The sequence below is a fragment of the Rossellomorea yichunensis genome (assembly GCF_032337515.1).
GTDB lineage: Bacteria > Bacillota > Bacilli > Bacillales > Bacillaceae_B > Rossellomorea > Rossellomorea yichunensis.
Window position 1 is genome coordinate 1 of the sequence record NZ_JAVYAD010000012.1, and the last position, 12575, is coordinate 12575.

Annotated in this window: 10 protein-coding genes and 1 other annotated feature; all 10 genes read left to right on the plus strand. The window is 42.5% G+C overall.

What is annotated here, in order from left to right:
• Positions 1 to 701: 701 nt before the first annotated feature.
• The 10 genes from RSX31_RS22000 (at position 702) to gltX (ending at position 12271) form a co-directional block, all read left to right on the plus strand.
• Positions 702 to 1163, plus strand: a complete 462-nt coding sequence (locus RSX31_RS22000) for a CtsR family transcriptional regulator (protein ID WP_148971217.1) — start codon at positions 702 to 704, stop codon at positions 1161 to 1163.
• A 19-nt stretch (positions 1164 to 1182) separates the two neighbouring features.
• Positions 1183 to 1731, plus strand: a complete 549-nt coding sequence (locus RSX31_RS22005) for a UvrB/UvrC motif-containing protein (RefSeq protein ID WP_148996548.1) — start codon at positions 1183 to 1185, stop codon at positions 1729 to 1731.
• Positions 1728 to 2810 carry a protein arginine kinase gene (locus RSX31_RS22010; RefSeq protein WP_148971219.1) on the plus strand — a complete coding sequence of 361 codons (1083 nt, stop codon included), beginning with the start codon at positions 1728 to 1730 and terminating at the stop codon, positions 2808 to 2810. The genes RSX31_RS22005 and RSX31_RS22010 overlap by 4 nt, the downstream gene beginning before the upstream one ends.
• A gap of 1 nt (position 2811) precedes the next feature.
• Positions 2812 to 5259: an ATP-dependent protease ATP-binding subunit ClpC gene (gene clpC / locus RSX31_RS22015; protein ID WP_315636033.1), complete on the plus strand. Its 2448-nt coding sequence runs from the start codon at positions 2812 to 2814 to the stop codon at positions 5257 to 5259.
• A 459-nt stretch (positions 5260 to 5718) separates the two neighbouring features.
• Entirely contained in the window at positions 5719 to 7095 is a 1377-nt protein-coding gene (gene radA / locus RSX31_RS22020) for a DNA repair protein RadA (RefSeq protein WP_148971221.1), read from the plus strand.
• Between the two features lie 3 nt (positions 7096 to 7098).
• Complete coding sequence (gene disA, locus RSX31_RS22025; RefSeq protein WP_113970866.1) at positions 7099 to 8172, plus strand: DNA integrity scanning diadenylate cyclase DisA; 1074 nt, start codon at positions 7099 to 7101, stop codon at positions 8170 to 8172.
• Between the two features lie 214 nt (positions 8173 to 8386).
• Positions 8387 to 9478, plus strand: coding sequence for a PIN/TRAM domain-containing protein (locus RSX31_RS22030; protein WP_148971222.1), 1092 nt, complete (start codon positions 8387 to 8389; stop codon positions 9476 to 9478).
• Positions 9479 to 9553: 75 nt separating this feature from the next.
• Positions 9554 to 10258: a 2-C-methyl-D-erythritol 4-phosphate cytidylyltransferase gene (ispD, locus tag RSX31_RS22035; protein ID WP_148996550.1), complete on the plus strand. Its 705-nt coding sequence runs from the start codon at positions 9554 to 9556 to the stop codon at positions 10256 to 10258.
• Positions 10251 to 10727, plus strand: coding sequence for a 2-C-methyl-D-erythritol 2,4-cyclodiphosphate synthase (gene ispF / locus RSX31_RS22040; protein ID WP_315636034.1), 477 nt, complete (start codon positions 10251 to 10253; stop codon positions 10725 to 10727). The genes ispD and ispF overlap by 8 nt, the downstream gene beginning before the upstream one ends.
• An 86-nt stretch (positions 10728 to 10813) precedes the next feature.
• Positions 10814 to 12271, plus strand: a complete 1458-nt coding sequence (gltX, locus tag RSX31_RS22045) for a glutamate--tRNA ligase (RefSeq protein WP_315636035.1) — start codon at positions 10814 to 10816, stop codon at positions 12269 to 12271.
• 43 nt (positions 12272 to 12314) lie between these two features.
• Positions 12315 to 12535: a binding site (T-box leader), on the plus strand.
• Positions 12536 to 12575: the final 40 nt, after the last annotated feature.

The following is a 12575-nucleotide window of genomic DNA, read 5'->3' on the forward strand; positions in this document are numbered from 1 at the left end:
CCGATGGTAGTTGGGGGATCTCCCCCTGTGAGAGTAGGACGTCGCCAGGCAAATGTGAAGAAAGAGTAGCTCTTAGGGGCTGCTTTTTTTTTGGTTTGAATTTATGTGATTGTGGATTGAACATCAATCCTCTATACATCTAAGCTTTGGAAAAGATAATTTAATTAGTTGGTAATCCTACGAGAGGCTAGTTGATAATTGGAAAATGACGCATAAAACGAAAAAAATGACTCAAAAATAGCCGGAAATGACGCATATAATAAAATAATGACGCAATAACAGCCGAAAACGACGCATAAAAATAAAAAACCACGCAATTACCACGAATCCTCGACTATTAACATTTAGTTCACCATTGAAAACTCCCAGCTTTGATACAAAATAAAGCACTTTCCTTATCTAATCCCCCAATTAGCCACAACCTTTCTGAGAGAATCCATCTTAATCCTAATTAATTAATTTCTACTCTTCCTCCATCCCTATAATCAACTCCCATCCCATACCACAGCACTTCCTAAACAAAACACCGCACTCCCAATGCCCCAATTCCTTATTTCTATCCAACAATCTCACATTCCCACGTTTAAAACCTTCCTAAAACAGGAAAACTTCTAAGGTCATACTTCATAATTGCAAAGTTTAAAACACGGTTGTATAATTATAGTCAAATATAGTCAAAGTCAAAATGAGGAGGAGGTTTGATGAGGAACATATCCGACATCATTGAACGTTATTTAAAGAATGTTTTAGAACTGAGCGAAAGTGAGATAGTCGAGATTAAAAGAAGCGAGATTGCTGATAAGTTTCAATGTGTTCCTTCTCAAATTAATTATGTGATCAATACCCGGTTCACGATAGAACGAGGGTATGTAGTAGAAAGTAAACGAGGTGGCGGGGGTTACATCCGAATCATGAAGGTTAAGGCCCACGATCAAGTTCATCTTATTGACCAGCTAGTAGCTTTAATAACACAAACCATCAGTCAGAATACGGCGGCTGATATTGTGTTTCGATTAGTGGAAGAGGATATTATTTCTGAGAGGGAAGCGAAGATTATGCTGAGCGTAATGGACCGTTCGGTGATCATGGTAGATTTACCTGAACGGGATGTATTGAGGGGAAGAATGCTCAGGGCCATGTTGGATACATTGAAATATGAGTAAGTTTTGAGAGGTGAGTAGGATGGTTTGTCAAGAGTGTAATGAAAGACCTGCAACCCTTCATTTTACCAAGGTGATAAATGGGGAAAAGACAGAGGTTCATTTATGTGAACAATGCGCTCAGGATAAGGGTGAAATGTTTATGTTTGATTCTTCTTCAGGGTTCTCTGTGAACAATCTATTGGCAGGTCTTCTTAATATAGCCCCTGCATTTAAGCAGGCAAAAGAAACGGAAATTCCTAAGACAGAGGTTTTACAGTGTGAAAAGTGTAAAATGACTTTTCAGCAATTCATTAATGTAGGACGCTTCGGCTGTGCCCATTGTTATGAAACGTTTAAAGATGAACTTACTCCTCTTTTAAAGCGCGTTCATAGTGGGAATGTTGAGCACCACGGGAAGGTTCCGGAACGCATGGGTGGAGCCATTCACATCAAGAAGAAGATTCAGCAGTTGAAATCGGATCTGCAAACGATGATTGCAGATGAAGAGTTCGAAAAAGCAGCAGAGATACGAGACGAAATTCGCTCCCTGGAGAAAGATGTTCATAAAGAGGGGGGAGATAAAGGATGAGTCTGGAGAAGTTTTTACAAAATGCTGTTAGCTCCTGGATGAATGAAGAAGGACCGAATTCAGATATTGTCCTTAGTTCGCGGGTCCGGCTCGCAAGAAACATGACGGACTTTCGTTTTTCTACTTTATATTCTTCTGAAGAAGCTAAAGAGATCGTGGATCGCGTCAAGGATAAGCTCTCTTTATACCCAAAGAATTTAGGAGAATTAGAATTTTTACCTACAAGTGAGATTCAGCCTCTCCAAAAGAGGGTATTGATGGAGAAACACCTTATTAGTCCTAACTTAGCGGAGGACACGAATCATGGAGCTGTCCTTCTATCCAATGAAGAAGATATTAGCATAATGGTAAACGAAGAGGACCACATTCGAATACAGTGTTTATATCCAGGATTGCAATTGAAGGAAGCTTTACAGAGAGCGAATCAGATCGATGATTGGTTTGAGAGTGAATTTGATTTTGCTTTTGATGAGAAACATGGATATTTAACGACTTGCCCCACTAATGTGGGGACCGGGCTTCGAGCTTCCGTGATGATGCACTTGCCTGGTCTGGTTCTGACCCAGCAATTAAATCGGATCATTCCTGCCATTAACCAATTAGGTCTGGTGGTTAGAGGGATTTATGGAGAAGGCAGCGAAGCGTTAGGGAACATTTTTCAGATTTCGAATCAAACGACACTTGGTAAATCTGAAGAAGATATCGTGGAAGATTTATTGAGCGTCGTGAAGCAGATCATTGATAAAGAACACTCGGCGCGGGACGCATTAGTTAAAACGTCTAACATACAATTAGAAGATAGGATCTTTCGTTCACTTGGCGTGTTGGAGCATAGTAGAATTATTGAGTCCAAGGAAGCAGCGAAGTGTTTATCGGATGTCAGACTTGGAATTGATTTAGGATACATCAAAGTTATATCTAAGAATATATTGAATGAACTAATGATTTTAACCCAACCTGGATTTTTACAACAATATTCTGGAGGTCCATTGAGACCAAATGAAAGAGATATAAGAAGGTCTTCTTTGATTCGGGAGCGAATTAAGTTAGATAAGGATACATGTGAGGAGGAAAAATAATATGATGTTTGGTCGATTTACAGAAAGAGCACAAAAGGTATTGGCATTAGCTCAAGAAGAAGCTATTCGTCTGGCGCACAGTAATATTGGTACTGAACATATTTTATTGGGACTTGTCCGCGAAGGTGAAGGGATTGCCGCTAAAGCACTTACGGCGTTGGGACTGAGCCCTGAAAAGATTCAGAAAGAAGTGGAAGGATTAATCGGAAAAGGTACCGAGAAATCTCAAACGATCCATTATACACCCCGAGCGAAGAAAGTGATTGAGCTTTCTATGGATGAGGCTCGTAAACTGGGTCACTCATATGTAGGAACGGAACATATTTTACTAGGGTTGATTCGTGAAGGTGAAGGAGTAGCCGCTCGTGTGCTTGGTAATCTTGGAGTCAGCTTAAATAAAGCAAGACAGCAGGTATTGCAGTTACTTGGCAGCAATGATTCAAGTAACCACCAGGGCGGGGGCAATGCAAATGCCAATACGCCTACCCTTGATGGCTTAGCCCGTGACTTGACGGCGATTGCCCGTGAAGGCAGCTTAGATCCGGTGATCGGACGAAGCAAAGAAATTCAGCGTGTCATTGAAGTGCTAAGTCGACGTACGAAGAATAACCCGGTTCTGATTGGTGAGCCTGGTGTAGGTAAGACCGCGATTGCAGAGGGTCTTGCCCAGCAGATCATTGCCAATGAAGTTCCTGAAATTCTCCGGGACAAACGAGTGATGACACTGGATATGGGTACAGTGGTAGCCGGTACGAAATATCGTGGTGAGTTCGAGGATCGATTAAAGAAAGTAATGGATGAAATCCGTCAAGCAGGTAACATCATCCTGTTTATCGATGAACTTCATACATTAATTGGAGCAGGTGGGGCTGAAGGTGCCATTGATGCCTCAAACATCTTAAAACCATCTCTTGCTCGCGGTGAATTACAGTGTATCGGTGCAACGACATTAGATGAGTACCGAAAATATATTGAAAAGGATGCTGCGTTAGAGCGCCGTTTCCAACCAATCCAAGTCAATGAACCAACGGCAGAAGAGTCCATTCAGATTCTTAAAGGTTTACGTGATCGTTATGAAGCCCATCACCGCGTGTCGATTACAGATGAAGCGATTGATGCGGCAGTGAAATTTTCTGATCGCTATATCTCAGACCGCTTCTTACCGGATAAGGCGATCGATTTAATTGATGAAGCTGGCTCTAAAGTGCGCTTACGTTCTTATACAACGCCGCCAAACTTGAAAGAGCTTGAAGCCAAGCTGGAAGAAATCCGCAAAGAGAAGGATGCAGCGGTTCAAAGCCAAGAGTTTGAAAAGGCAGCTTCTCTAAGAGATTCAGAGCAGAAACTTCGTGAAGAGCTGGAAGAAACGAAGAACACATGGAAAGAAAAGCAAGGCCAGGAAAATACAGAAGTGACCGTTGAAGATATTGCGAAAGTTGTATCGAACTGGACGGGAGTACCGGTATCGAAGCTTGCTCAGACTGAGACGGATCGATTACTAAAGCTGGAAGAGATCCTACATTCCAGAGTCATCGGTCAATCCGAAGCAGTCGTAGCAGTATCAAAAGCCGTCCGTCGAGCAAGAGCCGGCCTGAAAGATCCGAAGCGCCCAATCGGTTCCTTCATCTTCTTAGGTCCGACTGGTGTAGGGAAAACAGAACTTGCCCGTGCGCTGGCGGAATCCATGTTCGGTGACGAGGATGCCATGATCCGTATTGATATGTCGGAGTACATGGAGAAACATTCGACTTCCCGTTTAGTAGGTTCTCCTCCAGGGTATGTAGGATATGAAGAAGGTGGCCAGTTAACGGAGAAAGTTCGCCGCAAACCATATTCCGTCGTTCTATTGGATGAAATTGAAAAAGCACACCCTGATGTATTTAACATCCTTCTGCAAGTGTTGGAAGACGGGCGTTTGACGGATTCTAAAGGAAGAACGGTAGACTTTAGAAACACAGTGTTAATTATGACATCTAACGTTGGTGCCCAGTCCCTTAAGAGCAATAAATATGTGGGGTTCAATATTCAAGATGGAAAACAGGATTATAAGGATATGAAAGGCAAGGTAATGGAGGAGCTGAAACGAGCTTTCCGACCAGAGTTCCTTAACCGTATCGATGAAATCATTGTGTTCCATTCCCTTGAAAAAGATCACTTAAAAGAGATTGTGACCTTGATGTCCAACCAATTGACAACTCGCTTGAAAGAGCAGGATATTCATTTAGAGCTTTCAGCTGCTGCTAAAGAAAAAATAGCAGATGAAGGATTCGATCCTGAATACGGTGCGCGGCCACTGCGTCGTGCCATTCAGAAGCATGTAGAGGATAAACTGTCAGAAGAGCTGTTAAGAGGCAAGGTGCTGACAGGACAGAATATATTGATCGATGTAGAAGATAGTGAGTTTGTTGTGAAGGTAAAAGAAGAAGAAGCAGCAAATACTCCTACTTAATACAATCGCTAGAAAAGGAGGTACACGTATATGTTTTTCGTGTACCTCTTTTATCATAATATGGCTTTACGAGGGATTCTTGTCGCCTCTAAGCAAGCCGGCTCCGCTTTTCTTATTGTCTAGCTCCGCCGGCTAGTCCCTCGAGGTCATAAGTCAATCTCGCCAAAAAGGCAAAGACCGCCTTTTCAGCGAGCTCGCCTTATGCTTGTCGGGCCTAAGCAAGCCGGCTCCGCTTTTCTTGTTGTCTAGCTCCGCCGGCTAGAGGCTCGAGGTCATAAGTCAAATCAACCAAAAAGGCAAAGAGCGCCTTTCCGGTTGATTCGTCTTATGCTTGTCGCCTCTGAGCAAGCCGGCTCCGCTTTTCTTGTAACCATTACATAAAACCGATACAATCATTCCAAAAGGGTATTTTCATGGAATGATTAGAGTACAAATAGAGTAAAAGAGGAGAAGAATAGATTGGCAAAGAAAAAGACAAAGTTTGTATGTTCATCATGTGGATATGAGTCTGCTAAATGGATGGGGAAATGTCCGGGATGTAACGAGTGGAACACGATGGTGGAAGAGGTTGAGATGACCGGGAAGAAGCCTCGTGGGTCGTTTATGCATTCTGAAAATAGCGGGCCAACTAAAGCAGAGAAGCTTATCTCAATCGAAACAAAGCAAGAACCAAGAGTATTGACCGAGTCGAAAGAGCTGAATCGGGTGTTGGGTGGGGGAGTCGTTCCGGGATCCCTCGTATTGATCGGTGGAGATCCGGGCATTGGTAAATCTACTTTATTGCTACAGGTTTCTGCCCAGCTGGCTGATCAAAAGCAGAAGGTTTTATATATATCCGGTGAAGAATCCATCAAGCAAACAAAACTTCGGGCAGATCGATTACATGTGAAATCCGATGATCTATATATATTTGCAGAAACAAATCTTGAATTGATTCATCAGACGATTGAACAGATCTCACCTGATTTTGTCATCATCGATTCGATTCAAACGATTTTTCACCCTGAAGTGACCTCTGCTCCAGGCAGTGTTTCTCAGGTAAGGGAATGTACAGCGGAATTAATGAGAATAGGGAAAACAAAAGGCATCGCCATCTTTATCGTAGGGCATGTTACAAAAGAAGGATCGATTGCAGGGCCTCGTTTATTGGAGCATATGGTTGATACCGTGCTGTATTTTGAAGGGGAACGTCATCATTCGTATCGTATTTTAAGAGCCGTGAAGAACCGCTTTGGATCGACGAATGAGATGGGGATTTTTGAAATGAAAGAGCTTGGTCTGGAGGAAGTCGCAAATCCTTCTGAGATATTCCTGGAGGAGCGCTCCCAAGGCGCGGCAGGCTCAACGGTCGTTGCTTCCATGGAGGGTACAAGACCTGTTCTAGTGGAGATACAAGCTCTTGTCACTCCAACAAGCTTCAACAACCCACGACGAATGGCGACGGGGATTGATCATAGCCGGGTTTCACTCATCATGGCCGTATTGGAGAAGCGGGCAGGAATGCTATTGCAGCAGCAGGATGCCTATCTGAAAGTGGCAGGTGGAGTGAAACTGGATGAACCGGCGATTGATTTGGCCGTTGCAGCGAGTATTGCGTCGAGCTTTCGTGATAAAGCGTCAAGGGCCCACGATTGTATTATTGGAGAAGTTGGTTTGACAGGTGAAATAAGAAGGGTTTCGAGGATTGAGCAACGTGTCCAGGAAGCGGCTAAATTAGGTTTTAAACGTGTGATTATTCCCCAAAATAACTTAAGTGGGTGGCATCCGCCTACTGATATAGAAGTCACAGGAGTATCAAATATAAATGAAGCGCTGGCTATTATTTTAGGAGGATAGGAAATGGAAGATAAGAAGGCAAGAGAGAAGTCCATGTCGGATATTTTACAATTCGTTGCTCCTGGTGCCCCGATCAGGGATGGTATTGATAATGTGCTGAGAGCCAATACAGGAGGGCTCATTGTTGTTGGCTACAATGATAAGGTGAAATCTGTACTGGACGGCGGATTTCATATCAATTGCGCTTTTTCTCCTAGCTATCTATATGAGCTGGCCAAGATGGATGGGGCCATCATCCTGAATGAAGCGGGTACGAAGATTATTTTGGCCAATGCCCAGTTGGCTCCCGATGTGTACGTTCCTTCAACTGAAACTGGAATGAGGCACCGTACGGCTGAACGGGTTGCAAGACAAACCAATGCCCTTGTCATCGCCATCTCTCAACGGAGGAACGTCATCACCCTGTATCAAGGTAACTTTCGATATGCATTAAAGGACATCTCTGTCATCTTGACGAAGGCCAACCAGGCGATTCAAACATTGGAGAAGTATAAGGTGGTTCTGGATCAGAGCATTTCTAATTTATCGGTGCTGGAGTTTGAGGAGCTTGTGACACAAAGCGACCTACTGCAGGTTCTTCACAGATTCGAAATGGTATTAAGAATTAAGAACGAGTTATTGACCTATTTAAGCGAGCTGGGTGTCGAAGGTAGATTGATACGCCTTCAGATGAATGAGCTATTGGCAGATATTGAAGATGAGGCGATGCTCATTATAAGGGATTATTCCCAGGAAAGAAATATAAAGCCGTTCGAACTACTCTATAAATTTCAGGAGCTTGTCCATTCAGAAGTATTAGAGGATAATGTCCTATTAAAATTATTAGGCTATCATGGGTATGTTCATCACGATGATGCCATCTATCCAAGAGGATATCGCGTGTTGAATAAGATCCCGCGTTTACCGATTGTAATCATCGAAAACCTTATTACCAGGTTCGAAACCCTCCCTCATGTAGTGAGTGCTTCAGTGGATGATTTGGATGAAGTGGAAGGAATAGGAGAGGTCAGGGCACGGAAAATCAAAGAGGGATTAAAACTGATCAAAGAACAAACGTTTGCCGATCGACAGTTATAGGTATGTGGTCCTGTATTTGCCATATATGGGATAATTGAAGCATTTTCAAAAAATTGACAGTCATTATGAGACATGTTAGCCTTCACTTAAGGAAGCTAGTAAAATGGGATAAGTATATCAAAATGGTTTCCATAGTATTAAATTTAAAATTTTCAAGGGCTATGACGTTTCAAAAATAGCAAATTGTTTATAATGAATAGGAGGAGGTGAGGGAATGTTAAAAAAAATCGTTCAAGCGTGCTTCCTTATCGTCGGGGGAACACTGGGGATATTTCTGCTTCCCGAATTATTTACCGTCATAAATTTATCAGACATTCCTTTAATTAATAACCCTTATATGACTGCTATATTTGGTGCCATTATTTTTTATATTCTTACGTTTTGGGCAGTCGAGTATGTCGTCAATTTCGTCAAGTGGTTTGAAGATAGTTTAGTAAAAGCTCCAGTAACGGATCTGTTATTTGGCAGTTTAGGACTTATTATCGGTCTTTTTGTTGCATATCTGTTTGGGATTCCTTTCAATCAAATGGAGATCCCAATTGTCAACACAGTGGTTCCGATTCTATTAACGTTGATTCTTGGATATTTAGGATTTCAAGTTGGCTTTAAGAAAAGGGATGAACTGGTCAGTCTGTTTGGTACTACAAATAGAGGCAAGAAAAAAGGGACTGACGAAGATTCTGATGAAGCGGGTGTGAAAACCCTGAAGATACTGGATACGAGTGTGATTATCGATGGTCGTATCGCAGATATCTGTCAAACTGGATTCTTAGAAGGAATTGTCGTGATCCCACAGTTCGTGCTGGAAGAGCTTCAGCATATTGCGGATTCTTCAGACGTGTTGAAACGAAACCGTGGACGACGAGGGCTTGATATCCTGAATCGTATTCAAAAGGAGCTTCCTGTTGAGGTTCAGATTTATGAAGGTGACTTCGAGGAAATTCAGGAAGTTGATTCGAAGCTGGTGAAATTAGCTAAGCTTACGAATGGGATCGTTGTAACGAATGATTTCAACTTGAATAAAGTGTGTGATCTTCAAGGTGTACAAGTATTGAATATCAATGATTTAGCTAACGCCGTTAAGCCGGTTGTATTGCCTGGAGAAGAATTGAAGGTTCAGGTCATCAAAGATGGGAAAGAACATAACCAAGGGATCGCGTATCTCGATGATGGTACGATGATCGTTGTAGAAGAAGGACGCAATTATATCGGCAAGTACATCGATGTACTGGTAACATCTGTTCTTCAAACCTCTGCGGGCCGGATGATCTTTGCCAAGCCCAAACAGTTAGAAAAAGCTTTATAAGTAATCATGCCCTGACTCTATTGATTCAGTAAGGTATAATAAATAGTATTACTAGAGAGTTAAAGGAGTTATCGTATGGAATATGAAGTTGTCATTCCTGCTGCAGGGCAAGGGAAACGAATGAAAGCGGGCAAGAACAAACTGCTCCTCGAGCTGAATAGCTGTCCAGTCATTATTCATACACTTCGGGTCTTTGAGCATGACTCCCTTTGTCAGGGAATCTATTTAGCGATTCATCCATCGGAGCGAGATGAGTTCAAAGGTTTATTACACCGTTTTGGTATCACAAAGGTCGTTAAGCTTGTAGATGGCGGTGAGGAACGACAGCATAGTGTATACAATGCATTGCTTGAGGTTGATCATGAAATTGTTCTTGTACACGACGGGGCAAGACCATTTATTAAAGAATCCACGATTCACCAATTAGTAGAGAAAACTCATTTTGCAGGAGCCGCCATTGCTGCTGTTCCTGTTAAAGATACGATTAAAAAAGTACTGGATGGGGAAGTCGAGGAAACGATTGAACGCTCAAGCTTGTGGATGGTTCAAACTCCACAAGCTTTTCGTGTTTCATTGTTGAAAAGAGCGCACGGGGAAGCGGAGCAAGATGGTTTTCTTGGAACAGACGATGCTTCTCTAGTGGAACGAATGGATGTTGAGGTTGCTGTCGTAGAAAGTGATTATGACAATATTAAACTGACAACACCTGAGGACTTATATTTTGCTGAGGCGATTTTGAAGAAGCAAGAGGAAATGAGTGGAGGAGACAACCATGTTTAGGATCGGACAAGGATTTGATGTTCATCAATTAGTAGAAGAAAGACCTCTTATTATGGGGGGCATAACGATACCATATGAAAAAGGATTATTAGGTCATTCAGACGCAGATGTACTATTACATGCTGTAGCGGATGCGTGTTTGGGGGCTGTTGCAGCAGGGGATATCGGCAAGCATTTTCCAGACACAGACCCTGAGTTCAAGGATGCAGATTCAGCTAAGCTTCTAGAGCATGTATGGTCTCTTGTGAAAGAGCAAGGGTATGAATTAGGGAATATCGATTGCACGATCATTGCGCAGAAACCGAAGATGGCTCCTTATATTGATGCAATGAGACAAAGCATTGCAACGTTATTGGAAGCGGATATTACGCAAGTGAATGTAAAAGCCACAACCTCTGAGCAGCTTGGTTTTACCGGGAGAGGCGAAGGGATCGCAGCGCAGACAACCGTGTTGATCAAAAAGAAGTAAGGGGAGAAATCTGCTTTATTCCCTTTCATAACGGTGTTAAAATAGGTCATAGACTTTAATGCAGGTATCATAGAGGAGGAAACCAAATGACAAAAGAAGTACGCGTCCGTTATGCTCCAAGTCCAACGGGTCATTTACATATTGGGAATGCAAGAACCGCTTTATTTAATTACTTATACGCTCGCAGTGTAGGTGGAAAGTTCATCATCCGCATTGAAGACACGGATAAGAAACGTAATATTGATGGCGGAGAAGAAAGTCAGCTTAAATATCTTCAGTGGCTTGGAATTGATTGGGACGAAAGCGTAGATATGCCTGGTGACTATGGCCCCTATCGCCAATCAGAGCGTAATCATATTTATGAGCAGTATTTAAGTGAGCTGTTAGAAAGCGGTCAAGCGTATAAATGCTACTGTACGGAAGAAGAGCTGGAAGCGGAACGTGAAGCTCAATCAGCATCCGGTCAAATGCCCCGCTATTCCGGTAAATGCCGCAACTTGACACAAGAAGATCAAGAGAGATTAGCTGCAGAAGGGCGTCAACCGAGTATTCGTTTCCGTGTGCCTGCAGGGAAAGTATATACTTTCAATGATATCGTGAAAGAAGATGTGTCATTTGAATCAGATGGCATCGGTGACTTTGTCATTGCGAAAAAAGACGGTACACCAACGTATAACTTTGCCGTTGCGGTAGATGATTACTTGATGAAGATTTCACACGTTCTACGCGGGGAAGATCATATTTCCAATACACCAAAGCAATTGATGATTTTTGAAGCTTTTGGATGGGAAGCACCTGTTTATGGACATATGACATTAATCGTTAATGAAAGCCGTAAAAAGCTTAGTAAGCGTGATGAAAGTATCATTCAGTTCATCGAGCAATACGAAGCGTTAGGTTATTTACCTGAAGCTTTATTCAACTTCATTGCGTTACTGGGCTGGTCTCCAAAAGGAGAAGAAGAGCTATTTTCTAAAGAAGAGTTTATTGAAATCTTTGACCCTGAGCGTCTATCGACTTCTTCTGCTCTGTTTGATAATCAAAAGCTTACATGGATGAACAATCAGTACATGAAGAATCTTGACTTAAGTCAAGTTGTGGAGCTATCCCTTCCTCACTTAATCAGTGCGGGTAAACTGGATGAGAAAATGTCTGACGAGCAGCGTGAATGGGCAAGTCGCGTCATTTCTTTATACCAGGAGCAAATGAGCTTCGGTGCTGAAATCGTGGAACTGTCTGAAATGTTCTTCAAGACAGATCTTGAATATGACGAGGATGCCAAAGCGGTGTTGGAAGAGGAGCAGGTCCCTGAAGTACTTCAGGCTTTCTTGAATGAGATTGAAGCTCTTGAAAATTATGAAGCAGCAGAAATTAAATCGTCGATCAAAGCGGTGCAAAAGTCGACTGGTCATAAAGGGAAGAAGCTGTTTATGCCGATCCGTGTAGCGGTAACAGGTCAGACGCATGGTCCTGAATTACCGAATGCGATTGAGCTTTTAGGGAAAAATACCGTTAAACACCGTCTGCAAAGTCTTTTAGGTTAACATTTTGGATGTTATGTAATATAGTAAGAGTATCACAATAAATGATATCGCGTTGATGAGGAGAAGTAAGAAAAGGATGCTTAGTAGAGAGAACCATCACCGGCTGAAAGTGGTTTAAGCCCCTCCGATTCTGAAATGCACCTCTGAGCCCGTTACTGAAATATAGTAGGTAAAGGCGGTTTCCTGCCGTTAACAGGATTCGAGTTGGAGAAGGATATTTTCTTCTCAATCAGAGTGGAACCGCGCTACCTAAGCGTCTCTGTCAGATTATTGACAGAGGCGTTTTTTTATTGTCTGACCAAGC

Bases quoted from the DNA above. Each gene is read 5' to 3' on its own strand.
- RSX31_RS22000 (WP_148971217.1), top strand. From the start codon at position 702: ATGAGGAACATATCCGACATCATTGAACGTTATTTAAAGAATGTTTTA.
- RSX31_RS22005 (WP_148996548.1), top strand. From the start codon at position 1,183: ATGGTTTGTCAAGAGTGTAATGAAAGACCTGCAACCCTTCATTTTACC.
- RSX31_RS22010 (WP_148971219.1), top strand. From the start codon at position 1,728: ATGAGTCTGGAGAAGTTTTTACAAAATGCTGTTAGCTCCTGGATGAAT.
- clpC (WP_315636033.1), top strand. From the start codon at position 2,812: ATGATGTTTGGTCGATTTACAGAAAGAGCACAAAAGGTATTGGCATTA.
- disA (WP_113970866.1), top strand. From the start codon at position 7,099: ATGGAAGATAAGAAGGCAAGAGAGAAGTCCATGTCGGATATTTTACAA.
- RSX31_RS22030 (WP_148971222.1), top strand. From the start codon at position 8,387: ATGTTAAAAAAAATCGTTCAAGCGTGCTTCCTTATCGTCGGGGGAACA.
- ispD (WP_148996550.1), top strand. From the start codon at position 9,554: ATGGAATATGAAGTTGTCATTCCTGCTGCAGGGCAAGGGAAACGAATG.
- ispF (WP_315636034.1), top strand. From the start codon at position 10,251: ATGTTTAGGATCGGACAAGGATTTGATGTTCATCAATTAGTAGAAGAA.
- gltX (WP_315636035.1), top strand. From the start codon at position 10,814: ATGACAAAAGAAGTACGCGTCCGTTATGCTCCAAGTCCAACGGGTCAT.